The organism is Actinoplanes sp. GCM10030250, from assembly GCF_042666575.1.
Lineage (GTDB): Bacteria > Actinomycetota > Actinomycetes > Mycobacteriales > Micromonosporaceae > Actinoplanes.
The window spans coordinates 20,145-47,031 of the sequence record NZ_JBHTDO010000020.1; the positions used below are offsets into that span (position 1 = coordinate 20,145).

23 protein-coding genes are annotated in these 26,887 nt (G+C 70.6%); 14 read left to right on the forward strand and 9 right to left on the reverse strand.

What is annotated here, in order from left to right; genetic code table 11:
• Positions 1–40: 40 nt before the first annotated feature.
• Positions 41–1,645 carry a diguanylate cyclase gene (locus tag ACFQV6_RS24335; protein ID WP_378029878.1) on the reverse strand — a complete coding sequence of 535 codons (1,605 nt, stop codon included), beginning with the start codon at positions 1,643–1,645 and terminating at the stop codon, positions 41–43.
• Positions 1,646–1,847: 202 nt separating this feature from the next.
• Here ACFQV6_RS24335 and ACFQV6_RS24340 point away from each other — a divergent pair, with 202 nt between their 5' ends.
• Entirely contained in the window at positions 1,848–2,537 is a 690-nt protein-coding gene (locus ACFQV6_RS24340) for a S1 family peptidase (RefSeq protein ID WP_378029997.1), read from the forward strand.
• Positions 2,538–2,753: 216 nt separating this feature from the next.
• Here ACFQV6_RS24340 and ACFQV6_RS24345 read toward each other — a convergent pair whose 3' ends face one another.
• The 3 genes from ACFQV6_RS24345 to ACFQV6_RS24355 are packed head-to-tail and all read right to left on the reverse strand — an operon-like array spanning position 2,754 to position 5,144.
• A complete protein-coding gene (locus ACFQV6_RS24345; protein WP_378029879.1) occupies positions 2,754–3,566 on the reverse strand; it encodes a poly-gamma-glutamate hydrolase family protein in 813 nt (270 codons plus the stop codon).
• 25 nt (positions 3,567–3,591) lie between these two features.
• Positions 3,592–4,824, reverse strand: a complete 1,233-nt coding sequence (locus ACFQV6_RS24350; protein WP_378029880.1) for an RNA polymerase sigma factor — start codon at positions 4,822–4,824, stop codon at positions 3,592–3,594.
• A complete protein-coding gene (locus tag ACFQV6_RS24355; RefSeq protein ID WP_378029881.1) occupies positions 4,821–5,144 on the reverse strand; it encodes a YciI family protein in 324 nt (107 codons plus the stop codon). The genes ACFQV6_RS24350 and ACFQV6_RS24355 overlap by 4 nt, the downstream gene beginning before the upstream one ends.
• Positions 5,145–5,440: 296 nt before the next feature.
• On the opposite strand from ACFQV6_RS24355, the gene ACFQV6_RS24360 reads away from it, so the two are divergent.
• From ACFQV6_RS24360 to ACFQV6_RS24385, 6 genes are all read left to right on the forward strand, one after another.
• A complete protein-coding gene (locus tag ACFQV6_RS24360; protein ID WP_378029882.1) occupies positions 5,441–6,844 on the forward strand; it encodes an RICIN domain-containing protein in 1,404 nt (467 codons plus the stop codon).
• A gap of 110 nt (positions 6,845–6,954) precedes the next feature.
• Positions 6,955–9,249 carry a putative bifunctional diguanylate cyclase/phosphodiesterase gene (locus ACFQV6_RS24365; RefSeq protein WP_378029883.1) on the forward strand — a complete coding sequence of 765 codons (2,295 nt, stop codon included), beginning with the start codon at positions 6,955–6,957 and terminating at the stop codon, positions 9,247–9,249.
• Positions 9,250–9,990: 741 nt separating this feature from the next.
• Entirely contained in the window at positions 9,991–11,070 is a 1,080-nt protein-coding gene (locus ACFQV6_RS24370) for an ABC transporter substrate-binding protein (RefSeq protein WP_378029884.1), read from the forward strand.
• A 14-nt stretch (positions 11,071–11,084) separates the two neighbouring features.
• Positions 11,085–12,596, forward strand: a complete 1,512-nt coding sequence (locus ACFQV6_RS24375) for a sugar ABC transporter ATP-binding protein (protein WP_378029885.1) — start codon at positions 11,085–11,087, stop codon at positions 12,594–12,596.
• Positions 12,593–13,546, forward strand: coding sequence for an ABC transporter permease (locus ACFQV6_RS24380; protein WP_378029886.1), 954 nt, complete (start codon positions 12,593–12,595; stop codon positions 13,544–13,546). The genes ACFQV6_RS24375 and ACFQV6_RS24380 overlap by 4 nt, the downstream gene beginning before the upstream one ends.
• Positions 13,543–14,553 (forward strand): ABC transporter permease, encoded by a 1,011-nt coding sequence (locus ACFQV6_RS24385; protein WP_378029887.1) that lies wholly within the window; start codon positions 13,543–13,545, stop codon positions 14,551–14,553. Before ACFQV6_RS24380 ends, ACFQV6_RS24385 begins: the two co-directional genes overlap by 4 nt.
• Here ACFQV6_RS24385 and ACFQV6_RS24390 read toward each other — a convergent pair.
• Both ACFQV6_RS24390 and ACFQV6_RS24395 read right to left on the reverse strand, forming a co-directional pair.
• Positions 14,523–15,698, reverse strand: coding sequence for an MFS transporter (locus tag ACFQV6_RS24390; protein WP_378029888.1), 1,176 nt, complete (start codon positions 15,696–15,698; stop codon positions 14,523–14,525). The genes ACFQV6_RS24385 and ACFQV6_RS24390 overlap by 31 nt on opposite strands.
• Positions 15,699–15,722: 24 nt before the next feature.
• Positions 15,723–16,556 carry a CPBP family intramembrane glutamic endopeptidase gene (locus ACFQV6_RS24395; RefSeq protein ID WP_378029889.1) on the reverse strand — a complete coding sequence of 278 codons (834 nt, stop codon included), beginning with the start codon at positions 16,554–16,556 and terminating at the stop codon, positions 15,723–15,725.
• A 193-nt stretch (positions 16,557–16,749) separates the two neighbouring features.
• Here ACFQV6_RS24395 and ACFQV6_RS24400 point away from each other — a divergent pair, with 193 nt between their 5' ends.
• From ACFQV6_RS24400 to ACFQV6_RS24410, 3 genes are read left to right on the forward strand one after another with little or no spacing between them, the layout of a single operon-like run.
• Entirely contained in the window at positions 16,750–18,438 is a 1,689-nt protein-coding gene (locus ACFQV6_RS24400; protein ID WP_378029890.1) for a sensor histidine kinase, read from the forward strand.
• Positions 18,429–19,109 (forward strand): response regulator transcription factor, encoded by a 681-nt coding sequence (locus ACFQV6_RS24405; protein WP_378029891.1) that lies wholly within the window; start codon positions 18,429–18,431, stop codon positions 19,107–19,109. The genes ACFQV6_RS24400 and ACFQV6_RS24405 overlap by 10 nt, the downstream gene beginning before the upstream one ends.
• Positions 19,087–19,608, forward strand: coding sequence for a DUF6653 family protein (locus ACFQV6_RS24410; protein ID WP_378029892.1), 522 nt, complete (start codon positions 19,087–19,089; stop codon positions 19,606–19,608). The genes ACFQV6_RS24405 and ACFQV6_RS24410 overlap by 23 nt, the downstream gene beginning before the upstream one ends.
• Here the strand turns inward: ACFQV6_RS24410 and ACFQV6_RS24415 are convergent, their stop codons facing one another.
• Positions 19,609–21,450, reverse strand: coding sequence for a diguanylate cyclase domain-containing protein (locus ACFQV6_RS24415; protein ID WP_378029893.1), 1,842 nt, complete (start codon positions 21,448–21,450; stop codon positions 19,609–19,611).
• Positions 21,451–21,516: 66 nt separating this feature from the next.
• Between ACFQV6_RS24415 and ACFQV6_RS24420 the strand changes: the two genes are divergently transcribed.
• The gene (locus tag ACFQV6_RS24420) at positions 21,517–22,038 is read left to right on the forward strand and encodes a DUF1697 domain-containing protein (protein WP_378029894.1); all 522 of its coding nucleotides are present in this window, start codon (positions 21,517–21,519) and stop codon (positions 22,036–22,038) included.
• Positions 22,035–22,898 (forward strand): aminoglycoside phosphotransferase family protein, encoded by an 864-nt coding sequence (locus ACFQV6_RS24425; protein WP_378029895.1) that lies wholly within the window; start codon positions 22,035–22,037, stop codon positions 22,896–22,898. The genes ACFQV6_RS24420 and ACFQV6_RS24425 overlap by 4 nt, the downstream gene beginning before the upstream one ends.
• Before the next feature lie 10 nt (positions 22,899–22,908).
• Here the strand turns inward: ACFQV6_RS24425 and ACFQV6_RS24430 are convergent, their stop codons facing one another.
• A complete protein-coding gene (locus ACFQV6_RS24430) occupies positions 22,909–23,442 on the reverse strand; it encodes a carboxymuconolactone decarboxylase family protein (RefSeq protein WP_378029896.1) in 534 nt (177 codons plus the stop codon).
• Between the two features lie 187 nt (positions 23,443–23,629).
• Here ACFQV6_RS24430 and ACFQV6_RS24435 point away from each other — a divergent pair, with 187 nt between their 5' ends.
• Positions 23,630–24,385 carry a S1 family peptidase gene (locus tag ACFQV6_RS24435; RefSeq protein ID WP_378029897.1) on the forward strand — a complete coding sequence of 252 codons (756 nt, stop codon included), beginning with the start codon at positions 23,630–23,632 and terminating at the stop codon, positions 24,383–24,385.
• A gap of 703 nt (positions 24,386–25,088) precedes the next feature.
• On the opposite strand, the gene ACFQV6_RS24440 is transcribed toward ACFQV6_RS24435, so the two are convergent.
• Entirely contained in the window at positions 25,089–25,700 is a 612-nt protein-coding gene (locus ACFQV6_RS24440) for a CGNR zinc finger domain-containing protein (protein WP_378029898.1), read from the reverse strand.
• Positions 25,701–25,757: 57 nt separating this feature from the next.
• Between ACFQV6_RS24440 and ACFQV6_RS24445 the strand changes: the two genes are divergently transcribed.
• Positions 25,758–26,516: an MBL fold metallo-hydrolase gene (locus tag ACFQV6_RS24445; protein WP_378029899.1), complete on the forward strand. Its 759-nt coding sequence runs from the start codon at positions 25,758–25,760 to the stop codon at positions 26,514–26,516.
• The last annotated feature ends 371 nt before the right edge of the window (positions 26,517–26,887 follow it).

Sequence of the window (26,887 nt, forward strand, 5' to 3'; positions counted from 1 at the left end):
CGGACCAGGCTACGCCCCGTGAGCCTCCGGTGTGGACGACCTAGTCGGCCATGACCAGCGCCATCCGGCCGGTCCGGGCCTTCTTCGCGGTGTACATCGCGGCGTCGGCGCGGGCGACCAGGGCCTCGGGGTCGGGGAGGCCGCGGGACCAGGCGGCGCCGATGCTGGCGGCGGGGCGCAGCCACTCGCCGGCCACCTCGATGCCGCCGGACTCCAGGGACTGGACGAGGGTTTCGCCGATCTTGCGGGCGTGCTCGGCGTCCGGGACGTCGCGGCAGATCACCACGAACTCGTCGCCGCCGAGGCGGCCGACCACGTCGTCGTGGCGGACCGCGGCGCGCAGCCGGCCGGCCACGTGCACCAGCAGCTGGTCGCCGGCGTGGTGGCCGAGGCGGTCGTTCACCTGCTTGAACTCGTTGAGGTCGAGGAAGAGGACGGCGACACCGCGGCCGGCCGAGGCGCGATCCTCGAGGGCCTCCAGGGTGGCGGCCCGGTTGTGGCAGCCGGTCAGGGTGTCGTACGTGGCCTGCTGCCGCAGCTGCTCGCGGAGCCGGACCTCCTCGGTGACGTCGGTGAAGCAGATGATCGCGCCGGTGACGTCACCGGTGTCGCCGGTCAGCGCGCGCATGCCGACGCTGATCCGGCGCAGTCCGAGCAGCGCGTTGCGGTAGCCGTACTCGATGTCGGTGTCCTTGCCTGTGCTCAGGACGGCGGTCAGCGCGTTCTCGACCATGCCGCGGTCGGCCGGCACCACGAGGTCGAGCATCTCGGTGATGTGGCCGTCGTCGGTCCCGCCGACGGCCCGGGAGTAGCGCGTGTTCCGGTAGACCATCCGGCCGGTGCCGTCGACCTGCACCACGCCCATCGGCAGCGTCTCGGCGAGGCGGCTCAGGAGCTGCTCGCTGGCCCGCAGCGCCTCCTGGGCGGCCATCTCGTCGGAGATGTCGAGCATCTCGGCGAGCACGTGCGGGCGGTCACCCTCCAGCCGGTTGTGGTTGGTGATCTCGAACCAGATCACCTCGCCGTCGCGGTGCAGGTGGCGCAGGCGGACCCGCCGTGCCGAACCCACCGGCGAGGCGAGCAGGTCCATCCAGCTCTTGACGGCTCGTCCACGGTCGTCGGGATGCACCAGCTCCAGAGTGCTGTTGCCGAGAAGCTCGGCGGCCTCCCAGCCCAGCACGAGGTTGATCGCCGGGTCGGCCTCGAGGACCTTGGCGACCTGATCCTTGACCATCGTCACCAGCCGCGGTCGTGGCTGTTCGTAGGCCGGCGCGCCGGCGGACAGCTGCGCCAGGCCGCTGATCAGCACGGTGACCACGCCGAGTCGGTGGGTGGTGTCGATGAAGTGCAGGCCGATCTCGCGCTCCGGGTCGGCCAGCGGGCGGACCGTGCAGCTGGACCAGCCGTCGGTGCGCTGAACGATCCAGGCCTGCGCCACCGTGGTGTGGTCCTCGGCGACGACGAGCGTCAGCGCCGACTCGCCACCCTGGATCGGGCGCAACCCGATGGCGGCCAGCTCCTCGGGCAGCGGCACGAAGAGGCCGAGCGCCGTCGTCGCTCCGATCATGGCGCCGGGGTGTTCGACGAGAGCCGCGGCGAGCGCCGCATCCCGCTCCGCTGGTGTCGCCGTGCTCTGCTCATCCACGGCGTCCCCATCGGCACGGCGCGGCGGATCTCCAGCAGAATCCATCATCCCGGTCAGAGGCACCGCTTGGGATGTATCGATGAACGTAACTTTCTAGCTACCGTCGGGCCGGGCAACAGCCCGTTCCCCCGAAGGCAGAAGGGCCGTTCACATGCGTACCCCCGCCCGGATCCTCCTGGCCGCCGCAGTCGTGGTCGCCGGCATGTTCGCGCCGGCCGCCGCGGTCGCGGCCGCCCCGCCCGAGCCCGACCCCGGCGTCCTCGTCGTCGGCGGCGTGCCCGCGACGGAGAACTACTCGTTCATGGTCTACGTCTCCGGCTGCACCGGCTCGCTGATCAAGGCGAACTGGGCGGTCACCGCCAAGCACTGCCCGACACCCTCGACCGTACGGGTCGGCAGCGTCGACCGGGCGAGCGGCGGCACCGTCGTCTCCGTCCGGCGGGCCGTCAACCACTCGCGGATCGACGTCAAGCTGCTCGAACTGGCGTCCTCGGTGACCTACGCGCCGGCGCCGATCCCCACGGCGTCGGGTGCCACCGGCACGGCCACCCGCATCATCGGCTGGGGCCAGACCTGTCCGACCCGTGGCTGCGGCTCCACCCCGCGGGTCGCCAACGAGCTCAACACGTCGATCGTCGCCGACAGCCGCTGCTCCGGCATCGACGCCGCGTACGAGATCTGCACCAACAACACCAACGGCAACGCCGGCGCCTGCTACGGCGACTCCGGCGGCCCGCAGGTCCGGCAGGTCTCCGGCCGCTGGAACCTGATCGGCGTGACCAGCCGGGCCGGCAACAACAGCTCCACCTGCGCCACCGCACCGTCCATCTACGGTGACCTGCCGTCGATCCGGGCGTGGGTCAACACCCAGGTCGGCGGGCTCCCGGCCTGATCCGCACCGGCCGGGCCCTATGTGATCGGCGGTGGAGCACCCGGGCGGGACGGCGAGGGATCACGCCGCCCGCCCGGGCCCCTCGCGGTGCGGGCCTCTCGCGGTGCGGGCCTCTCGCGGTGCGGGCCTCTCGCGGTGCGGGGGCCCTCGATCGCGGCCGCACAGCGCTGCATTCGAGAGCCGCCCGCCGGCCACATGCGGGCGCTGGGATCCGTGTCAGCCCGCGAGCACCAGGCGGGTCACGTCGGCGAACTTCCAGAACAGCGGCTTGGTGGTCGACTTGCGGCCGGCGCGGGTGTGGGTCCCGAACATCCGCTCGCGCAGCGGAGTGGTCATCTCCAGCTGCACGCCGGCGCCGGTCAGGTTCCGGTTCACGATGTTGAGCGGCTGGTCACCGTTGAGGTCGGGCACCCCGGCCGCGTCGAGGGCGCCGATGCCGCCGGCGAGGTACGCCTCGATCAGCGCCGCCTTGAGCGTGCTGTCCCGCCCGCCGACGAGCACGGCGGCCGGCTCGTCGTCGTCCTCCACGCCGGCCTCCTCCGGGCTGCACCCGTGCAGCGACACCGTCCGCCGGCTGCCCGCGACCGTGGCCAGCGCGACCGGGTCGTCACAGTGGATCGAGGTGATGTGCAGCTTCCCGTTGTCCTTCGGCATGATGCCCTCGAACATCCAGTAGTCGTAGACGGTGCCGCCGGTCGTGCCGCCGTAGGGCCCGCCCGCCGGGTGGTATCCGGCGATCGCGAGGCACAGCTCGGACGTGCCCGGCTCGATGCCCCCGCCGTGCAGCGCGACGATCACCGTGTCCGGGAAGGCGTCACCGGGCCCGTCACTGTCGTCGAGCGCCGCGTGCCGCCGGAAGCGCCGCGCGTAGTCGACGCCCTCGGTGTAGGCCGGATCCGCGTAGAGCGCGGTGTTCGACGGCGGCTCGGCGGCTGCCCTGGCCGGCCTCGCGGCGGCGGTGATCACCACCGGCGGCATCGCGGCCGCTCCGAAAGCGGCAAGGACCCGGCGGCGGCTGAGCGTTGACATCTGCTTCCCCCTTCGTGGGCAGCGACTACCCCAGCTGGTCCCGGCGGCGGGTCAGATAGGCGGTTTCGGCGCTGTTGCCCGCCAGGCTAATCGCTGTGCCGTACGCCGCGCGTGCCTGTTCGCTGCGGCCCAGGCGGCGCAGGAAGGCAGCGCGGGCAGCGTGGAAGGCGTGGTAGCCGGAAAGCCGGTCCGCCAGCCGGTCGACGCTCGCCAGCGCCACATCCGGGCCGTCGAGCTCGGCGACCGCGACGGCCCGGTTCAGGGCGACGATCGGGGACGGGTCGAGGCTGACCAGCTGGTCGTAGAGGGCGACGATCTGCGACCAGTCGGTGTCGCGTACGTCGCGGGCGGAGGTGTGCACGGCGTTGATCGCGGCGAGGATCTGGTAGCGGCCGGGGGCGAGCCCGGTGGCCAGGCGCTCGCGGACCAGCCGGTGGCCCTCGGCGATCAGCGCCGGGTCCCAGGCGCCGCGGTCCTGCTCGTCGAGGGCGACCAGCTCGCCACTCGCCGACACCCGGGCGGTGCGGCGGGCCTCGGTGAGCAGCATCAGCGCGAGCAGGCCGGCCACCTCACCGTCGTGCGGCATCAGGGCGCGGATCAGGCGGGCCAGGCGGATCGCCTCGGCGGTCAGATCATGGCGTACGGGATCGGAGTCCGGGCCGGTCGCCAGGTAGCCCTCGTTGAAGACCAGGAAGAGGACGGCCAGCACACCCGCGACGCGTCCCGGCAGGTCCGCCGCGGACGGTACCCGGTACGGGATGCGGGCTGCCTTGATCTTGGCCTTGGCGCGGGTGATCCGCTGGCCCATGGCGGTCTCCTGCACGAGGAACGCGCGGGCGATCTCGGGTACGGTCAGCCCGCCGACCATGCGCAACGTCAGCGCCACCCGGGTCTCGGGTGCCAGCGCCGGGTGACAGCAGGTGAAGATCAGCCGGAGCCGCTCGTCGTCGATGGCGCCGGCCGGCTCGGGTGGGTCGTCGTCGTGAAGGATCTGAGCCTCCCGGTGCTTGCCGTCGCGCCTGCTCTCGCGGCGGATCCGGTCGATGGCCTTGCGGTTGGCGGTGGTGGTCAGCCAGGCGCCGGGATTCGGGGGTACGCCGTCGGCCGGCCACCGCTCGACAGCCGTCGCGAACGCCTCCGCCGCCGCCTCCTCCGCGATGTCCAGGTCACCGAAACGCCGGGTGAGGGCGGCGACCACCCGGCACCACTCCCGCTGATGTGCCTGGGTGATCGCTTCCCGTACGCCGGCCCCGCTCACAGGAACGGCTGCACCTCCACCCTGCGGTTGCAGGCCCTCGACCCGTCCGCGGCGAGCTTGAGCGCCACGTCGAGGTCGGCCGCCTCGATCACCCAGAAGCCGGCCAGGTGCTCCTTCGTCTCCACGAACGGGCCGTCGGTGAAGAGCGCCTCCCCACCCCGGTTGTCGACGACCGTGGCGGTGCCGGGCCCGCCGAGGCCGCCGGCGAAGACCCAGTGGCCCTCGGCCTGGAGCCGCTCGTTGAACACGTCGATGGCGGCCATCTCCTCCGCGGTGCCGGAGTTGCTCTTGTCGTGGATCACGGACAGCAGGTACTGCATCTCGGTTCATCTCCTGTGGTTCGGGCGGCCCTCTCGGCAACCTCTCACCCTGCTACGAACACCGCCGCCCCGATCCGACACCCCCGCCTACTTTTCTTCAACTTTTCCCCGCCGGGCGCCGGCGATCATTTCGCCGCCGGATTGTGAACGCGCCCGGGGGGCCAGGATCTGCGGCGTCTCGGGCTGGATCTCGACAGCAGCGGACCCGATCCATTGACGTGTTGCCGCCGGATGGTTACGTTAACATTCCCGTAATACATAGACATGCGTCTCTGTTGAAGAGAAGGCCGTGCGTCATGAAAAAGATCCTGGCAGCGCTCCTCCTGATCTCGGCAGTCCTGATCGCGCCCGCACCGGCGCAGGCCGCCCCGGTCACCATCACCAACGGGACGCAGTTCCCGGACACCAGCGGCAACCCCGTCCACGCCCACGGCGGCGGCATCCTCAAGGTCGGCAGCTACTACTACTGGTTCGGCGAGAACCGCAACGCCGACAACACCTTCCGGGCGGTCTCCGTCTACCGCTCGACCGACCTGCGCGCCTGGGAGTTCCGCAGCAACGTGCTCACCCCGTCCGCGGCGAGCGAGTTGCAGGGCGCCAACATCGAGCGCCCGAAGGTCATCTACAACGCGTCAACCGGCCGGTACGTGATGTGGATGCACAAGGAGAACGGCACCAACTACAGCGAGGCCCGGGCCGCCGTCGCCTCGTCGGCAACGATCGACGGGACGTACACGTACCACGGCAGCTTCCGGCCGCTCGGCACGCACATGTCCCGGGACATCACGCTCTACAACGACGGCGGAACCGCGTACATGATCTCCGCGGCGGACGAGAACTACGACCTGCACATCTACCGGCTGACCGCCGACTACCTCAACGTCGCGTCGCTCGTCGGCAACTTCTGGAACGACGCGCACCGCGAGGCGCCGGCCATGTTCAAGCGGGGGAGCACCTACTTCCTGCTCACCTCGGCCGCCACCGGATGGAGTCCCAACCAGGCGAAGTACGCCACCGCGTCCTCGATCTCCGGACCGTGGACCGGCTGGACCAACGTCGGTGACGGCACGACCTTCCGCTCCCAGCCCACCTACGTGCTGCCGGTGGGCAACAGCTTCCTCTACATGGGCGACCGCTGGGCCGGAGCGTGGAGCGGGCCGGTCAACGACTCGCAGTACGTCTGGCTGCCGATCACCTTCCCGTCGGCCACCAGCATGAGCCTCAACTGGTACCCGACGATCACCGTCGACGTGGCGGCCGGCACGGTCACCGGCAACGGGGTCAACTACTACCGGGTGACCAACCGCAACAGCGGCAAGGTGATGGACGTGGTCAGCTCGTCGGTCGCCGACAACGCCGAGATCAAGCAGTGGACGTGGAACAGCGGCGGCAACCAGCGCTGGGAGTTCCGCGACGTGGGCAGCGGCTACTTCAACATCGTCAACCAGAACAGTGGCAAGTGCCTGGACGTGGCCTCCGCGTCGAGCTCCGACGGCGCCAACGTCATCCAGTACGCGTGTGGCGGCGGCAACAACCAGCAGTGGCAGTGGGCGGCCATCGGCTCCTACTTCCAGCTCAAGGCGCGGCACAGCGGCAAATGCCTGGACGTGGTGAGCTCGGGCACCGGTGACGGGTCGGACATCCAGCAGTACACCTGCGGATCCGGCAACAACCAGCAGTGGTCCCGTACCGCTGCCTGAGTTTTTTGGAAAGCGAACGGCCCGGCGGTGACACACCGGGCCGTTTGCTCATGTCGCCCCCCGGCCGGACGAAGTAAGTGCCGGTAGACGATCGGCGACCGGGGAGACTGATGAGTAGCGTTGCGTCGCCACGGCCACGCCTGATTCGTGGCCCGGTCGGGCTCTGCGGCGTGCTCACGCTGGCCACCGCGGCGGTGTTCGCCGTCAACGTGGGTGAGATGCGCACGCCGGTCCTGCTGCTCTGGCTCGCAGCGCCGCTCGGCGCGCTCGTCGCCTTCGTCTCCCTGAACGCGGTGGCGCGGCGCGAGGACCTGCTCGATGTCACCCGGCGGTTCTTCCGGCACCTGTCCGTCGGCGTCCTTCTCGCGTTCGCCGGCTCGCTCGTCAACATCTTCGACACCCTGGTCCGGGGCATGCCCGCCACCTATGTCTCGGCGGCGGCCGGCCTCGGCTACGCGGGTGCCATCGTGACGAACGTCTTCGGGATGGCCCGCCTGCCCCTCAAGCTCGCCGGCCGCGGCGACGTGCTCCGGGTCGGGCTGGACGCCATGGTCGTGCTGCTCGCCGCCGGGGTCTTCTCCTGGCACTACGTGACCCGCCCGGTCGTCGAGAGCGCCGGCTGGAGCGTGTCCGCGCTGGCCAGCGGCGGAGTGATCCTCGGCGCCAACCTCCTAGCGCTGTTCGCGTTCGGCAAGGTGGCAATGGCCGGCCGCGGGCACCTGGCCCCCGGTGTGCTGCCGATGCTGGCGATCGGCATGCTCGCCGGCACGGTCCTCTCCTCCGCCCAGCAGTTCGTGGCGGACTCGCCGTGGCTCAGTTCCTCCCAGCTGGCCCTCCCGGTCGCCATGCTCGCCGCGGTGACGGCCGCCCGCACCCAAGTGCGCTCCGCCACCGCCGGGAACCAGCCGCGCCGCACCTCCCGCCGCCTGCCGGTCTGGCTGCCCTACGTCGCCATCGCGGCGGTCGACGCCCTGCTGATCAACTGCATCGCGGACGGCAACGGCGACGCGCTGACCGTCGCCGCCGTGGCGGTCGTCCTGACCGGCCTGGTCGTGGCCCGCCAGCAGACCGTCTTCCGGGACAACGCGGGACTCGTCGCCCGGCTCGACCACGGCGCCACCCACGACACCCTCACCGGGCTGCCGAACCGGGCCCTGTTCACCGAGCGCCTCGACGCCGCCCTCACCGCCGACGACAGCGACCGGCCGGTCAGCGTCGCCCTGATCGACCTGGACGACTTCAAGACCGTCAACGACACGCTCGGTCACGGCATCGGCGACGCGCTCCTCGTCGCGGTCGCCGAGCGGCTGGCCGCCACCATCCGCAAGGAGGACACCGTCGCGCGGCTCGGCGGCGACGAGTTCGTCGTCGTACTGGACGGCATCGACCCGGACACCGCCCTGGCCGCCGCACACCGGATGATCGCCGCGCTGGCCGAGCCGGTCGTCGCGCAGGGCCACGAGCTGCTGGTCCGCGCCAGCATCGGCCTCGCTGACGGCCGCAGCGGAGAGGACGCCGCGGACCTGCTGCGGCGCGCCGACATCGCCATGTACGCCGCGAAGCACGGCGGCGGCAGCAACGTCGAGCGGTACACCGACGGCATGGCCATCGCGATCGCCGACACCGCCGCGCTCGGTGCCCAGCTCCAGCACGCCATCACCGAGGGTCAGCTGTTCCTGATGTACCAGCCGATCGTCGCCCTCGAGGGCGGCCGCCTGCGCGGTGTCGAGGCCCTGGTCCGCTGGGCCCACCCGACCCAGGGCATCGTGCCGCCGGTCCAGTTCATCCCGGTCGCCGAGCGCACCGGCCTGATCGTCCCGCTGGGCGACTGGGTGCTGCGCGAGGCCTGCCGCCAGCTCGCCGCCTGGCGCGACGAGCTCGGCGACCGCGCACCCGGCGTCCTCAACGTCAACGTGAGCGCCCGCCAGCTGCGCGAGGCCGGCTTCGTCGAGCGCGTCGCCGAGATCCTGGCCGAGTCCGGCCTGCCACCGCACCGGCTCACCCTGGAGATCACCGAGAGCACGGCCGTCGCGCTCGGCGACGCGGTCACCCGCCTCGACGACCTGCGCCGCATGGGCATCCGCATCGCCCTCGACGACTTCGGCACCGGCCAGTCGACCCTCACCCTCCTCCACGAGCTCCCCGTCGACCAGCTCAAACTCGACCGCTCCTTCACCCAGGGCACCGACACCAGCCGCCGCGACACCATGCCGGCCGCCGTCATCGCCCTGGCCGAGGCGGTCGGCCTCGACCTGGTCGCCGAAGGTGTGGAGACCGAGGACCAGGCGGCGCGCCTGGCGGGTCTCGGCTATCAGCATGCGCAGGGCTACCACTTCGCCAAGCCGCTCTCCGCGTCGGCGATCGGCGAGATGGTGGTTGCGCAGCCGCAGCCGGTCGCGCTCTAACCCACCACCCCGAATTCAGCCGTACGCCCAAACCCCCACCCCGCCGATCAGCACCACACAGTGCGCGCCCATGGCCGATGCAGCGCCACACGGTGCGCCCCACGGCCGATGCAGCGCCACACGGTGCGCGCCCACCGCCGGCAGCTCCGCTCAGCTGGCTGCCAGGGGGGTGTTTTCGGGCCGGAGGGGCCTCTGGCGTCCAGCTGGTTTGCTCGGCTGGCTGCCAGGGGTGTGTTTTCGGCCCGGAGGGGCCTCTGGCGTCCAGCTGGTTTGCTCGGCTGGCTGCCAGGGGGGTGTTTTCGGGCCGGAGGGGCCTCTGAGGGCCAGCTGGGGTTGGGGTGAGGTTGACCCGGCAGGTCAGCCCGGCGGTCGCGGCACAACCGGGAGTGGGCAATGGGTCGCGCTGCGATGGCGGGACTGTTCGTCGGTCGTACGACTGCTTGAGAAAGATCTCGCGGCAACGGCCGGAAGCGAACCGCATGGTGAACGAAATCAAACATCGGTGTTGGTGTCCGTTTGAAGGGCCTCCCACCACGGCGTCGGTCAATGTGAGCGTTCCCATTTGGATCATCGGGACAGGCTCTGGGCAGGTATGACGTGGGGGTCGCACGCGCGGGGGCGGGCGAGTTCCGGAACCGGGGCGACCTTGACAAACAAAGTTTACCGATGCCTAGATGTGTTTGAACATGCGTGAAGACGTTCCCACCGGCGTGTGTTGCTGTTCGTTTCTGAGGAGCCATGTTGAAGACTGCCATTCACGGCCGCAGAGCCGTCCTTGCCCTCGGTCTGGTGCTCACCGTCGCCGGCGCCGCCGGATGCGCGAAGAGCGAAGAGACCCCCTCGGCCGGCACGGGTGCGGCGCCGGAAGCGAGCCAGGTGGTGCAGTCGGCCGCACCGGGCGCGGCCACCTGCACGCTCGACCAGTACGGCGGCACCAAGATCGACCTGAAGACGGCGTCGGTCGGCTTCTCGCAGTCGGAGAAGGAGGCCAACCCGTTCCGGATCGCCGAGACCCAGTCGATCGAGGACGAGGCGGCCAAGCTCGGCATCACGAAGCTGACGACGGCGAACGCGAACTCGCAGTTCAACAAGCAGATCAGCGACGTCGAGCAGATGATCGACGCGGGTGTGCAGCTGCTGGTCATCGCGCCGCTGAACTCGGACGGCTGGGACTCGGTGTTCGCGAAGGCGTCGGCGAAGAAGATCCCGATCGTGACGATCGACCGGAAGATCAATGCGACAGCGTGCAAGGACTACCTGACGTTCATCGGCTCGGACTTCGCCGAGCAGGGCAAGCGGGCCGCCGACGAGATGGCCAAGGCTCTGGGCAACAAGGGCGAGGTCGCGATCCTGCTGGGCGCGCCGGGCAACAACGTGACGACGCTGCGGACCAGCGGTTTCAAGGACCAGATCGCCAAGGTCGCTCCGGAGATCAAGGTGACGTTCGAGCAGACCGGCAACTTCTCGCGGGAGGAGGGCCAGAAGGTCACCGAGCAGCTGCTGCAGTCCAACCCGAACATCAGCGGCATCTACGGCGAGAACGACGAGATGGCGCTGGGCGCGGTCACCGCGCTGAAGGGTGCGGGCAAGAAGGCCGGCGACGTCAAGATCGTGTCGATCGACGGCACGAAGGGCGCCGTGCAGGGCATCGTGGACGGCTGGCTCTCCGCGGTGATCGAGTCCAACCCGCGCTTCGGCCCGCTGGCGTTCGGCACGGCGGCCAAGTTCTTCGCGGGTGAGCCGGTCGGCCAGGACATCATCATCTCCGACCGGGCCTACGACGAGAGCAACGCCAAGTCCGACATCGGCAGCGCCTACTAAGAGGTACTCGAACAATGTCGTTGCTGGAAGTCGCCGGTGTGTCCAAGGTGTTCCCCGGTGTCCGTGCCCTGGACGACGTGAGCTTCACGCTCCGCCCGGGTGAGGTGCACGCTCTCGTCGGGGAGAACGGCGCCGGGAAATCCACACTGATCAAGGTGCTCACCGGCGTCTACCAGCCGGACGGCGGGGAAGTGCGGTTCGGTGGCGAGCCGGTCCGGTTCGCCACCCCGCTCGACGCGCAGCGCTCCGGGATCTCCACGATCTACCAGGAGGTCAACCTCGTCCCGCTGATGAGCGTGGCGCAGAACCTCTTCCTGGGCCGGGAGCCGCGCAACCGGTTCGGCCTGGTCGACCGGCGCCGGATGGACCGTGAGGCGCGGCGGATTCTCGCCGATTACGCGGTGACCACCGACGTCCGCCGCCCGCTCGGCACCCTGCCGCTGGGCGGGCAGCAGATGGTGGCGCTGGCCCGGGCGGTGATGGTCGAGGCCAAGGTCGTGATCATGGACGAGCCGACGTCGTCGCTGGAGCCGCGGGAGGTGGAGACGCTCTTCGGCGTCATCCGTGACCTGCACGCCAGGGGGATCGGCGTCGTCTACGTGTCGCACCGGATGGACGAGCTCTACCGGATCTGCGACGCGGTGACGATCCTGCGTGACGGCAAGCTCGTCCACACCGGCCGGCTGGCCGACCTGGACCGGCTGCGGCTCGTGTCGCTGATGCTGGGCCGGGAGATGGACGGTTTCACCGCCTTCACCGGCGAGCACGACACCGAAACCAGGTCCGGGTCGCTGCTGAAGGTGTCCGGCCTGACCAGCCGCACCCGTCTCGACGACATCAGCTTCGAGGTCGGCCCCGGTGAGGTGGTCGGCCTGGGCGGTCTGCTCGGCGCCGGTCGCAGCGAGACCATCAAGGCGATCGCCGGCGCGTATCCGCTGGACAGCGGCGAGATCGAGGTCGACGGGAAGTCGCTGGGCAGGCCGACGACGGTCAAGGCGGTCCGTGCGGGCATCGCGGTGCAGCCGGAGGACCGCAAGGCCGAGGGCATAATTCCAGGGCTTTCCGTACGCGACAACATCGCGCTCGCCATCCTGCCCCGGATGTCCCGGCTCGGCCTCGTGTCGGACGCCCGGATCGACAAGGTCGTGAAGATCTACATGGACCGGCTGCGGATCAAGGCGTCCAGCCCGGACCAGCGGGTCGGTGACCTCTCCGGCGGCAACCAGCAGAAGGTCCTGCTGGCCCGGCTGCTCGCCACCGGCCCCAAGGTCCTGCTGCTCGACGAGCCGACCCGCGGCATCGACGTCGGCGCCAAGGCGGAGGTGCAGGCCCTGATCGACGAGCTGGCCGCCGAGGGGCTCGGCGTCGTGCTGGTCTCCTCCGACGCGGAGGAGCTGGTCGAGGGCTCCGACCGGGTCGTGGTGCTGCGCGACGGCGCGGTGGTGGGCGTGCTCAGCGGCGACCGGGTGACCACCGAAGAACTGCTCGCCACGATCGCGGCGGCCGCACCGGGAGATCCCTCATGACCACCCTCGCCCTTACTCGGCCGGCCCTGAACAGGGACTGGCTGCCCCGGTACGGCGTATACATCGCCATCGTCCTGCTGATCCTCTACAACGTGCTGTTCACCCCGAACTTCCTGACCGGCAGCAACCTGCGCATCCAGCTGATCCAGGTCGCCCCGATCGTGATCGTCGCGCTGGGCATGGCGCTGGTCATCGGCACCGAGGGCATCGACCTCTCGGTCGGCTCGGTGATGGCCCTGGCCGCTGCCCTGATCCCGCTCTACCTCGGGTACGGCGTGATCGCCGCGATCGGCGTCTCGATCCTCGCCGGGGTCGCGGTCGGCCTGATCAACGGCACCCTGGTGGCGAGGGTCGGCCTGCAGCCCATCGTCGCCACGCTCGCCCTGTTCGTCGGCGGGCGCGGCCTGGCCGTTGTCATCTCCGAGGGCAAGCTCAAGGACGTCCGCAACGAGGACCTGATCCACCTCGGTTCCGGTGACCTGTTCGGCATCCCGGTGCTGGTCTGGATCGCCGCGCTGCTGGTGCTGGTCGTCGGGTTCGTGATCCGCCGTACCGTCTTCGGCCGGCGGCTGCTCGCGGTCGGCGGCAACCGTCCCGCCGCCGAACTCGCGGGCCTGCCGGTCAAACGGGTGCTGATCACGACCTACGTCCTCTGCGCGGTGCTCGCCTCGATCGCCGGGCTGCTCTCGGTGGCCCGCATCCAGTCGAGCGACGCGTCCTCGGTGGGCCTGCTCATCGAACTGTCCGCGATCACCGCGGTGGTGGTCGGCGGCACCCCGCTGACCGGCGGCAGGGTCCGGGTCCTGGGTACGGTCGCCGGCGCCCTGCTCATGCAGCTCGTGGTGGCCACGATGATCAAACACAACCTGCCGCCGTCGACCGCCGAGATGGTGCAGGCCGTCATCATCCTGGTCGCCGTCTACGCGGCCCGGGAGAGGAGGACCCGATGACCCCGACGTTGCTCGCCGAAGCACCCTCCGGCGCCACGGACGGCCGCCGGGCCGAGCGCACCGACCGGATCGTCGGTGCCGTCCAGCGGCAGGGCGCCCTCGCCGTACTCGCCGTGGTCGTCCTGGTGGCGGTCGCCGCCTTCCCGAACTTCCGCAGCTGGGACAACGCGGGGACGATCCTGGTCGCGGCGGCACCGCCGATGCTGATCGCGCTCGGCATGACGTTCGTGATCCTGACCGGGGGGATCGACCTGTCGGTCGGGTCGCTCTACGTGCTCGGTGGCGTCCTCGCGGCCTGGGCCTCCCAGTACGGCGTGCTCGCGGCGTTCGCGGCGCCCCTGCTGGTGTGCGGGGGCGTCGGGCTGGTCAACGGGGCGCTGATCGCGTACACGAGGATGGCGCCGTTCATCGTCACGCTGGCGACGCTGCTCGGGGCCCGGGGACTGATGCGGGCGGTCAGCGACGAGGGCTCGACGACATATCTCGCCGGCAACGACACCTTCCGGGGCTTCGGTACGGGTTCGCTGCTCGGTATCGGTCATCAGGTCTGGCTCGTGGTCGTGGTGGTGCTGGCCGGCATGGTTCTGCTGGCTCGCACCCGGTTCGGCAGTGCCGTCTACGCGGTGGGTGGCAGTGAGGACGCGGCGGGGTTGATGGGGGTGCCGGTCCGGCGTACGAAAATCGCTGTTTATCTGATGTCGGGGTTGCTCGCCGGGCTGGCCGGGTCGATCAACGCCGCGAAACTCGGGTCGGGGGTGACGGTGCTCGGCGCGGGCATGGAGCTGGACGCGATCGCCGCGGTCGTCATCGGCGGGACGCTGCTCACCGGCGGGGCCGGCACGATCGCGGGCACGGTGGCCGGTGTGCTGCTGCTCGGCGTCATCCAGAACCTGATCAACCAGGTGGGCAGCGTCAACAGCAACTGGCAGCAGGTGATCAGCGGGTCGTTCCTGGCTCTGGTCGTGGTCGCGCAGATCTACCTGGTGAGGTTGCGCCGCGGGACCTGACCGCGGGCCAGCCAGGTGGCGCCGAGGGCGATCACGCAGAGGACGGCCAGGCTGAGGAAGCCGATCCGGAACGAGCCGGTGGCGTCCTTGACCGCGCCGAGCGCGTAGACGAACGTGAAGCTGCCGAGGTTGGCGCAGAAGTTGCCGAAGCCGCTGATCAGGCCGGCGCGCTCCGCGCCGAGAACCTCGAGGGGTACGGCGAACAGCGGCCCGAAGTAGACCTGGACGAAAACGGACACCATCGCCACGACGAGCAGCACCCCGATCAACCCGGGTACGTAGGTCAGCAGCGCCAGCCCGGCCGTCAGCGCCATCAGCGAACCGCCGATCACCAGCAGCGGGCGGCCGATCCGGTCGGAGAGGTACCCGCCGAGGAAGTTGGCCGGTGCGGTGACCGCCGCACCGGCCGCCGCCACCAGGCCGGCGGTGGTCAGCGACTGCCCCCGGTCCACGACCAGATAGGTGGGCAGCCAGAAGGTGAAACCCTGGGCGACGGCGAGCCGGGCGAACTGGATGACCGCGGTGAACCAGATGATCGGGTGCCTCAGCAGCGCGGGCAGGTCGCTGATCCGGACCCCGCCCGGCGCGGGCCGCTGGTCACCGGCGGCGACCCGCCAGTAGAGGGCCACGGCGAGCAGGCCGGCCGCGGCGAAGAGCACGAACAGCAGCTGCCAGCCGAGCGGGCGGACCAGCAGCGGGCCCAGGGAACTGAGGAGGATGTTGGAGGAGAAGCCGCCGACGACGTACAGGCCCATGGCGGTGGCGCGGCGGTCGGACCGGAACTGCTGGGTCATCAGCAGCATGCCCGGCGCGAAGACCAGGGCCCGGAAGAAGCCGGAGAGCGCCTGGTTGACCAGCAGGGCCTCGTAGGAGGTCAGGACGGTGAACACGGCGGCCAGCAGGTTCGTGCCGAGCAGGCCGATCAGGAACAGCCGGCGCGGGGTGAACCGGTCGGCCAGGTATCCGGACGGCACCTGCATCAGCGCGTACACCAGGTTGGTGGCCGCCGCCAAGGTGCCGGCCTGGGTGAAGCTCAGTCCCAGGTCGGCACGGATCAGCGGCAGGAACAGCGCGATGCCGCCGTAGATGAGACCCTGCGTGCTCTGGCAGACGACCAGGAGCGTGATGATCGTCTTCCGGAGCACGCACCGAACGTACCGGTCAGGTCGTCAGCGCTGGACGACCGGGGTCGTGAGCACCTCCGTCTCGGTGCGGCGCTCGACCGGGTCGACGGCGTCGCGGGGTGCGGCCCGCCAGGCCGGGCGGTCCAGCAGGACGGCCGCGGCGACGACGGCCCAGGCGGCGAGACCCAGCCACTGCATCCGGTTGAGGTCGGCGCCGTCCTCGTACCCGAAGGTGCCCGCGGTGATCGTGCCCTGGACGACGTGGAACAGCATGGTGAGCAGAGCGCTGCCACGGGCCCGGTTGAACAGCCAGGAGTAGACGAACGTGACCAGGAACGTGGTCGGTACGCCGAGCCAGCCGATCGGGTTGCCCTCACCGGAGAACACCAGCGGGATGTGCCAGACGGCGACGATCACGCCCAGGATGGTGGCCGAGGCCACCGGCGTCCGGGCCGCCTGGAGGCGGGGCAGCGCATAACCCCGCCAGCTCGGCTCCTCGGCCAGCGCGCCGTCGAGCGGATTGATCCAGCGCAGGGCGAAGATGACGGCCACGTCGGCCCAGGCGATCGTCGACAGCGACCATGCGGAGGCGCCCATCCCGGCGTTGACGCCGGCGGTACCGAAGGCCACCGCGAGCGGCACGCCGACCGCCGCGAGGTAGCAGTACCAGGGCACCCGCCAGCGGATCATCCGGGACCTGATGTCGCGCAGCCCGGCCCGGCCGTGGGCGATCGGTGCCACGATGAGCGCCGCGACGAGCGGGGCGATCGGCAGGAAGTTGGTGTCCGGCAGCACGCCGGCCATGTGCAACGGCCACGGTGACCAGCCGATGACGAAGGAGAGCACGAAGAACGATGCGAGTGGATGACGGCGAATCATGACTTGCTCCTCTCGGGTTCGTTCTCACCGTCGCAGCGCCGGGCCTTCGGGGGACAACCGGCAGCCCGGCCGGGGACAGGGCGGTTTTCTGGTATGTGTACAGGCGGGTCCGCCGGTCTGCCCCGGACACCCGCCGCGCCGCTAGCCTGCTGGGATCGACGGCATCGCGCCCCGCCCCCAGCTGCTGTCGGCGGTGGCACTGGCTGGGCTGGCCTCCGCCGCGATGTCGATCGCCCTCGCCCGGTCCGATGATCAGCTCGACCAGCCGGTGATCCAGGCGGCGCTGTTCGTCTGGATCATGCTGCTGTACGTGGGCAGCGGCCTGATCGCCTGGCACCGCCGCCCGGACAGCGCGTTCGGCCGGCTGCTCATCCTCGTCGGCTTCGGCGCGGGCCTGTCGAACCTGTCCTGGTCCGGTGATCCGCTGCTGTTCACCGTGGGCCAGGCGTGCGACCTGCTCGTCGTGGTGCTGTTCCTGCACGTCTTCCTGGCCTTCCCGACCGGGCGGCTGACCGGGCCCGCCCGGGTGATCGTGGCAGCCGGGTACGCGGTGTCGGTCGGCCTGCAGCTGACGGTGATGCTGCTCGGCGGGTTCGGCCCGGACAACCTGCTGGCGGTCGCCGACGCGCCCGCTGTCGCCGCTGTCCTGCACGCGATCGAGCTGCTCACGCTGAGCGGGCTGGTGATCGCGGGCCTGATCGTGCTGGCGGTCCGGCGGCGCAGCGGCGGCCTGCCCCTGCGCCGGTCGGTACGCCTGCTGGTGGACGCGTTCGCGCTGGGCCTGGTCTCGCTCACGGTGCTGCTGATCATGGGAGTGTTCGCCGGCACCGGGTTCGCCGTGATCCAGCGGCTCACCCTGCTGATCCTCGGCCTCGCCCCGGTCGCCTTCCTGCTCGGGCTGCTCGACGCGCGGCTCGCGCGTACCTCGGTCGCCGGCCTGGTCCTGGAGTTGCGGGCGTCGCCGACCGACCTCGGCCCGGCGATCGCCCGGGCCCTGCGCGACCCGTCGGCCCGGCTGCTCTACTGGCTGCCGCGGTACCGCAGTTGGGTGGCGCAGGACGGGGTGCCCGCCACGCTGCCGGAGCCCGGCGCCGACCGCGCCGTCACGATGATCGAGCGGGGCGGCGACCCGGTGGCCGCCCTGGTCCACCATCCGGCACTCACCGAGGAGCGCGACCTCCTCGACGCGGTGGCCGCCGCCACCGAGATCGTGCTCGACAACGAACGGCTCCGGGCCGAGCTGCGGGCCGGGCTCGCCGAGGTACGCGGCTCCCGCGCCCGGGTCCTGGAAGCCGGCCGCCGCGAGCGCCGCCGCCTGGAACGCGACCTGCACGACGGCGCCCAGCAGCGGTTGATCGGGCTGTCGATGCGGCTCGGCCGGCTGGAGGCGCAGCTGGACGGCGACCCCGCGGTACGCAAAGCGGTGACCGAGGCGAAACAGGAGGTCGCGACGTCGCTCGCCGAGCTGCGCGACATCGCCCGCGGCCTCTACCCGGCGGTCCTCAGCGGGCACGGGCTGGCCGTCGCGCTGGAGTCGGTCGCGGCGCAGGCCACGGTGCCGGTACGACTGAAGATCCGGCTGACCGAGCGGCCGCCCGAGCCGGTCGAGGTCGCCGCGTACTACGTGATCTGCGAAAGCCTGACCAACATCGGGCGGCATGCCCGGGCCACCAGCGCCTCCGTCGAGGTCACCCGCACCGGCGGCACCGTCGGCACTCTCGTCGCCGAGATCACCGACGACGGGACCGGGGGAGCGGACACCGGCGGCGGCACCGGCCTGCGCGGCCTGGCCGACCGGGTCGAGTCGCTCGGCGGGACACTGCTGATCTGGAGCCCGCCCGGCGGCGGAACCCGGGTCCGGGCGGAGCTGCCGTGCGGGTAGCCATCGCCGAGGACAGCGTGCTGCTGCGGGAGGGACTGACCGGCCTCCTCCGGGACGCGGGGTTCGACGTGGTCGCCCGCTGCGGCGACGGCGACGCGCTCCGGCAGGCGGTCGCCGCGCTCGTACCGGAGGTGGTCATCACCGACATCCGGATGCCGCCCACCTTCACCGACGAGGGCCTGCGCGCCGCCGTGGAGATCCGCGAGGCCCACCCCGGCACCGGCGTGCTGGTGCTCTCCCAGCACATCGAGCCGGCGCTGGCGATGACGCTCTTCGCCGGATCGGCGGACGGTGTCGGCTACCTGCTGAAGGACCGCGTCAGCGAGGTGGCCGAGTTCCTGTCCGCGGTACGCCGGATCGGCTCCGGTGGCGCCGTCGTGGACCCGCTCATCGTGTCCGCGCTGGTGGCGAGGCGCCGGCCGGAGGATCCCCTGGCGGGGCTGACGCCGCGGGAGCGGGAGGTGCTGGAGCTGATGGCGACCGGGCACTCCAACCAGGGGATCGCGGATCGGCTCTTCCTCACGCTGCGCGCGGTGGAGAAGTACGTGTCCAGCATCTTCGGCAAGCTCGGCCTCCCGGCCACCGGCAGCGAATCCCGGCGCGTCCTGGCGGTGCTGCTCTTCCTGCGATCGTTCGAAGGAGCTCACGATGTCGACGAACCTCACCGGTGAGCAGCGCGTCGCGCGGCTGTTCGGGTTACAGGGCGACACCTGGGAACGGCACGCCAATCCGGTGAGCGTCTGGACCCGGTTCGCCGTACTCCCGCTGATCACGATCTCGATCTGGAGCCGCGACTGGATCGGCTGGTGGTCGCTGATCCCGCTCGCGCTGTCGCTGGTCTTCATGATGGTCAACCCGCTGCTGTTCCCCAAGCCCCGCTCCACCCGCAACTGGGCGTCCAGGGGGGTCTTCGGCGAGCGGGTCTGGGCCGAGCGCAACAACGTTCCCGTGTCGCCCCAGTTCACGACCGGGCCGCTGAACGCGACCTACGCGTTCCAGTTCGCCGGAGCGATCGTGCTTGGGTATGGGCTGGTCCGGCTGGACCTGGTCGCCACTGTCGCGGGGGTGCTGCTTTTGCAGGTCGCCAAGGCCTGGTACATCGACCGGCAGGTGCTGCTCTACGAGGAGATGAAGCACCGTCACCCGCCGTACGCCGCCTGGGAGTACTAGCTAACGGCTGCGGCCCGCCGACTTCGCGCGATACATCGCGGCGTCCGCCTCCCGCAGCAGGTGGTCGGCGTCGGCACTGCCGACGCCGGAGACCGCGACCCCGATGCTCACGCCCACCACGACCGGGACGCCGTCGATCACGAGCGGGACGGCGACCGCGGCCTGGATGCTCTCGCAGACCGTCAGGTACGCCTCCGGCTCGGCGAGCCCGTCGATCAGCACCACGAACTCGTCACCGCCGAGCCGGGCCACCGTGTCGGTACGCCGGAGCAGCTCGCTCAGCCGGCGTGCCACCTCGATCAGCAGCACGTCGCCGGCCGCGTGACCGAGGGAGTCGTTCACGGCCTTGAAGCCGTCGAGGTCGAGGAGCAGGACCGCGTACCGGTAGCCGGCTTCCCGGGCGGCCCGCGCTTCCGCCAGTTCCAGCCGGTCCTCCAGCAGGACCCGGTTCGGCAGGCCGGTCAGGTGGTCGCGCAACGCGGCGGTGCGCAGCCGTTCCTCCTGCTCACGCAGGGCGGACATCATCACCTGGTAGTCGAGGGCCTGTGACAGCAGCGCCCCCGAGTGGTTCATCATCTCGCGGCCCGGCGGAGTGGTGGCCTGGATCCGGCCGACCGCCGCGAGCATGCCCCAGTCCCGGGACCGGCTGCGGATCGGCACCACGAAGACGATGTCCGCCGCCGCGCCGTCGGCCAGGTCGAACAATTCTCGCGGCGGGAACTGCGACACCGGGATCACCGCGCCGGGTGCGCCCACGTCGATCCGGAACTGGCCGGTCAACGCGAGCTCGTCCTTCTCGCCGTCGTCCTTCCACAGGCCCAGGCAGCCGGCCAGGGCCGGCGTGAGGCCGAGCCAGTCGAGGGTACGGGCGTCGCTCTGCTGCGTGCCGAGAAGTTCGATGCCCAGCTCGTACTGGATGTTGAGGGTGCTCTGCAGGTATTGCACCTGCCCGAACAGCGACCTCGTGTACGCCTCCGACACCGCCAGCCCGGTGCTCGGACAGCCGCACGAGTTGCGCCGCTGGAAGACAGTGGTCACCTGCCGCACCCGCGGTGACCGTTCCGGATCGGCCAGCAACTCGCCGAACAGGTGGTAGACCGCCCCGCCCACCTTGTCCAGCGGCTGCCGCACGCTGGACAGCGCCGGCCGCAGGTAGGCCGCGTCGGCGATGTCGTCGAACCCCACCACCGCCAGATCTCCGGGCACGTCGAACCCCGCCGCGGTCACCCGCCCGATCAGGCCGATCGCGTTGCGGTCGGTGCCGAGCACGATCGCGGTGGCGGGCATTCCCGCGCGGATCAGGGCGTCGGCGACCGCCTCGCCGCCGCTCTCGTGGTTGTCGCCGGTGTCGAAGAGCAGGTCCGGGCGGGGGGTCAGCCCCTGCGCCAGGAGACCCTCGCGGTAGCCCTCGTGCCGTTCACGCAGGTCGAAATGGGCGAGGTAGCCGGCGAACGCGATCTGTTCGTGTCCGTGTTCGACGAGGTGGCGCACGGCTGCCCGTACCCCACTGCGGTTGTCCGCCAGAACCACCGACCCGCCGGTGTCCGCCGCGTCCTGGGCCACGAAGATCACCGGCAGCCCCGCCCGGTGCGCGGCGGCGGCGTAGCCGGCGGCGACCGCACCCGGCAGCACCACCAGACCGGACAGCCGCTCCCAGGCGATCTGCCGATGAAACTGGGGCAGGCCGCTGCGATCCGCGCTGTGCGCCCCCGGATCGAGCGTCTGCACCGCCATCACCCGGTCGCCACCCGCCGCGGCCGCCTCGTTGATCCCCTCGATGATCGCGCCGTAGTAGTCGCCCCCGACAAAAGGCGACAGAATCCCGAACGTGCGGCCACTCACCCGTCCATGATCCCTTGTCGCGGATATCGTGCGAACCGAAAGTCGGCTTTTGGAAGGGATGAGATCATGGTCCGCTACGCGGCCCTGCTGCGCGGCATCAACGTGGGCAGGTCAAGGCGGGTGGGGATGGCCGATCTGCGTGCTTTCCTCCAGGAGCAGGGGTACGCAGGAGTGGGCACCCTGTTGCAGAGTGGCAACGTGGTGCTCGACGCGGAGGAACCGCCGCTGTCGCTCGGCGCAGAGCTGACGCAGCGCTTCGGCATGCCGATCGAGGTGATCCTTCGCAGTCGTGACGAGCTCGCGCGGGTGGTGGCGCTCGACCCCCTCGGTGACGTGGCCGGCGACAAGTCGCGGTATGTGGTGGGGTTCGCCGCGGCGCCCCTGGATGATCCGTTTCCGCCGGCGGACTGGGGGGCCGAGCGGTACGTGATCGACGGCTCGGAGATGTATCTGTGGCTGCCGGACGGGCAGATGAACAGTCCGCTGATGAAGGCGCTCGGCAAGGTCAAGGGCGGCCCGGCGACGACCGCGCGCAACTGGAACACGGTGGAGAAACTCCTGGCGACGATGGATCGTGCCGGGGTGTGATCGTTCCGCAGTCTTTCCGGGACATGCCGCGGTTTTGGCGCGAGGGGCCGGAGTGGCTGGACGCGCTGCCTGACCTGGTCTCTTTTTTCTGTACACGCTGGGGGCTTTTGGTTTCCGGGGTGCCGGTGCACGGGTCGAATGCGCTTGTTGTCCCGGTGACCCGTGATGACGTTCCCTACGCGCTGCGCCTGACGCCGCCGGTTCTGGCATCCGTTTCGGGGCAGATTGACGCGCTTCGCTTCTGGGACGGGCGGGGGACGGTGCTGCTTGCCGAGGCGGACCCAGAGGCCGGGGTGATGCTGCTGGAGTGGCTGAGTTCCTCGTCGCTGGGGAGCGTTCCGGTGCCGGAGGCGATGTCCGTGCTGGGAGCGGTGATGCGGCGGATCGCCGTTCCGCTGGCGACGGGGCCTCGTACGTCGGACCTGGTTGCCGCGCGGCTCACGACTGTCGAGGAGCAATGGGTGTCGCTCGGGCGTCCCTTCCCGCGGGCGCTGCTCCGGCGGGCGATGGAGGCCGGGTCGCGGTTGACGGGCGAGGTGCCGGACCTGGCGGTGAACGGTGACCTGCACTCGGAGCAGGTGCTGCGGGGGCGGCGGGAGCCGTGGCTTGTGGTGGATCCGGTGCTGCTGCGCGGTGACGTGGGCTTTGATCTCGGGCGGGTGCTGTGGACCCGGCTGGACGAGATGGCGGACATCGTGGGGTGCTTCGACCTGGTGGTGGGTGCGGCGGGGCTGGAGCGTGATCGCGCACGGGACTGCGTGGTGTGGCGGGCGGTGGACTACTGGCTGTGGGGGTTGGGAGCCGGGCTGACCGAGGACCCGGCACGGTGCCGTCGGCTGGTTGCTGCTTTCGACGGCTGATGGTGGTCTGCTACCTGCCTGCCTTTCCGTTGCCCAGGTAGCCGTTTTCGGCCAGGTGGTGGGCGTGCCTGTCGTACTGGGCCTGGTCGTCGGGTGTGGTTGCTGCCAGGCCGTCGACGTAGCGGTTGAACATGCAGAAGGCGGCGGCGATCAGCACGGTGTCGTGAACTGTCCGGTCGTCGGCTCCGGCGGCGCGGGCGTCGGCGATGTCGTGCGGGGTGACTGCGCGGCCGTCTACGCGTACCCGGTCGGCGATGGCCAGCAGCGCCCGCATCTTCGGGCCGGCGGCCTCGACGTCCCCGGCCAGGACATTGTCGAACTCGGGGCCGAGGCGGTGCGCGACGGCGGCGTGGGTCCGGGCGCAGAAGTCGCAGTCGTTGCGGCGGGAGACGTACGCGGCGATGGTCTCGCGTTCGGCCGCGGTCAGCGGGGAGGGGCCGCGGAGCAGGGTTTCGGCGAGGTTGTTGAGGGCGCCGGCGGTGTCCGGGTGCGCGGCGAGGAGCCCGGCGATTCCGGGCAGCGGCGGGAGCGGGATGTGAGGCACGCCCCCAGCGGATCACGCCGGTCCGTGGATGTCCACAGGGCTGTCCCTGGCTCGCCCTTGGTCCTTGTCCGCAGTCCGGGCTTGCCTTGGTCGTTGTCCACAGTCCTGGGTTGCGGGGCTGCGTTCATGTCCACATGCGACTAGCGTCGGCCGGGTCGTACCGTCGGCCGCGAGGAGATGATCACCGATGCGACGCGGACTTGCTGTTCTGGCCATCACAGTGACCCTGGTGCTGGGCTTGTCCAGCGCGGCTCAGGCGATCGCGAACGGGGAACCGGTCCCGGACGGGAAGTACCGGTTCTCGGTGAAGCTCACCATGACCGGCATCCCCACCGCCGCCGGTGGCAAACGCAACAGCGCCTGCTCAGGCGCCCTGGTCTCCGCCGAGTGGGTGATCACAGCCGGCCACTGCTTCCGCGACGCCAACGGCGTGCGCGTCGAATACCCGGTAGCCGACCTGACCACGGCCACCGTCGGCCGCACCGACCTGACCAACACCACCACCGGCCACGAGGTGAAGATCGTCGAGGTCCACCAGTCACCCACCGCCGACGTCTCCCTGGCCCGCCTGGAAACCCCGATCCGCGACATCCGCCCAATCAAACTGGCCAAGCGCCCACCGGTCGTCGGCCAAGTCCTGCGCCTGACCGGCTACGGCTCGACAACCAGCGTCAACCCGGCCCCCGAACCCCGCCTGCGCACCGGAAAACTCCAGATCGTCTCGATGAGCGACTCCGTGATCGGCTTGAGCGGTCACTCACCCCAGCCCGACACCACCCCCTGCCCGTACGACTCAGGCGGCCCCTTCTTCATCGAGTCCAAGCACGCAAGGCCGACCCTGGTGGCGCTGGTCAGCAACGGCCCCAGTTGTCCCCACGCCCAGGTCGAGAACGCCGCCCGCACCGACAATCTCAGCCCCTGGATCCAGGAAACAACACACTGAAAACCACCCGAAGACCACAATGCCGCGGCGCTGCGCGCGGCGCAGTGGGGGGCCCGCCCGCACCACGCCGCGCGCCTGGGTGGGCCGCGCCACGGGCGTCGGCGATGCTGTCGCCACACCGCCCGGACTTCCGTGATCGCGGAAACCGATGGTGGCCCCCGCAGCACTAATGTTCCGTGAACAGCGAGTAACTTCCGGGCGAGCCGCATCGTCAGGCGAAGGCCGGCGCGCAAATATGCGTGCGCACGCATTTTCGAGGGCTTCAACGGATGTAGACGCGCACACCACGAAACCGTGCGCGTCTAGCCACGCCATGACCGCAGCCCGATCCCACACAACCTCAACGTGTGCGTCTACCGCCCCAACCCGGCCGGCACCCAGGGCGACGAGGCCACTCGGCCCGGCGGGAAACACAGCCCCTGGCCCAGTCCTGGCACGGTCCCCGCCGAGCGCCTGGGTGGGGCTGCGCCACAGCGTCGGGCCGTTGACTCGCGCTGGGAGCGGCGAGCCTCGCCACGTTGAAGGTTCAGAGGCTGCTCAGTTATTTGTCGGCGCGGTGATTCGCTCGGGCGTGTACCGGCTCTGGCGTGGGTGCCGGCTTTGCGTGGGCGCCGGCTCTGGCGTGGGTGGCGGCTTTGCGTGGGCGCCGGCTCTGGCGTGGGTGCCGGCTTTGCGTGGGCGCCGGCTCTGGCGTAGGTGCCGGTTACGTGGTGGAGCGGGTGCGGCGGGCGTAGGCGCGGGCGGCTCGGGCTCGGTCGCCGCAGCGGGTGGAGCACCACTGGCGGCGGCCGTTGCGGAGTAGGTAGCGGGTGCAGGGTGGGGAGTCGCAGGTTGTCAGGCGGTCGGCGTCGGGGGTGGTGAGGAGGTCGGCGGCGTCCGCGGCCAGCAGGCCCAGGGCGTGGTCGACCAGCTGGTCGGTGGGGTGTTTGGGGACGCGGAGGGGGCCGGTGCTGCTGTCCCAGCGCAGGGGGGCGGCGGTGGGGACCCGGGTCAGGGCGTCGTTGATGGCGTTGACGGCTTCGCGGGAGGGCAGCGTGCGGGTGATGCGGGCGGCCAGCAGGGCGCGCAGGTGTTGCCGCATGGTGCGCAGGCGGGTCGCGCAGGTCTCGTGGAGGCGGCCCTCGGGCGGGAGCAGGCCGTGGTCCTGGAGCCAGCGGGTGGCGGCGTGAGGGGTGTCGAGCAGGTCTATCACGTTGCCGCCGGACGTGGTGAGGATGCTGTTGGCCAGGTCGAGGGCAGGGTAGAGCTCGGCGCCGGGCGCTGTCGGGGGATAGACGACCTCTTCCACAGTTCTCACGGTAGAGGTTGCGATCATCCGTGACAAGCCACTAACCTCACGGATGAAAAAGCAGTTATCCGTGAGGAGGTTATCGTGGTGGATGTCCGGGTGTTCGGTGGTCCGACGGCGCTCTTCGAGTTCGGGGGGTTGCGGTTCCTGACCGATCCGACCTTCGACGGGCCGGGGGACTATCCACTGCCTCGCGGTGACAAGCTGACCAAGACGGCGCCTTCGGCGATCACGGTTGACGAGCTGGGTCCCGTTGATGTGGTGCTGCTGTCGCACGATCAGCACCCCGACAATCTCGACAGTTCAGGGCGGGAGGTGGCTCTCGGCGTGCCGCTGACGTTGACCACGAAGAGCGGAGCGGACCGTCTGGCCGGCGCCGCGCGGGGTGTGGTGCGTGGCCTCGCGTCGTGGGAGGCCGTCGAGCTGAAGCGGCCTGCAGGCGGGTCGTTGACGGTGACCGCGGTGCCGGCTCTGCACGGTCCCGAGGGGTCGGAGCCGGTGGTGGGGGAGGTGACCGGGTTCGTGCTGACCGGGGACGGCTTGCCCAGTGTCTATGTCAGCGGTGACAACGCCTCACTCGACCGGGTTGGACAGATCGCTGACCGATTCGGCCCGGTCGATGTCGCCATCCTGTTCGCGGGTGCGGTTCGGCCGGGGATGCTCGACTACGCGCTGCTCACCCTGGACAGCGCGATGGCTGCTGAGGCGGCGGTCATGTTGGGAGCGCGGCAGGTCGTTCCGGTGCACTACGACAGCTGGGCGCACTTCAGCGAGGGGCGTGAGGAGCTGGTGGAGGCTTTCGAGAAGGCGGGGATCACGGACCGGGTGAGCTGGGGAAGGTGACCGCTGAAAGGAAAGGGATCGCTACGGGAGGCCGCCGACTCGATGGTCATGTTCACGGCCAGGGGGCTGGGTGCGCATATGACGGAATGCGCAGAGGCCTTCGCGGAAAGTGAACAAGTGATTACCGTCGATGCATGTCGGTCCTGCGAGCGCTCCTCGTACTGATGTTGGTGGGCTGGTCAGCGGTGCTCCCCGCGCAGCCCGCAGCGGCTCTGGGCGCGCGGCCCGCGGGGACTTCAGGCGCGCAGCCCGCGGGAGTTCTGGGCGCGGAGCCCGCACAACCTGCGGGGGCTCTCAGCGCGGAGCCCGCACAACCCGCGGAGCCCGCACAACCCGCGGAGCCCGCACAACCCGCGGAGCCCGCACAAGCC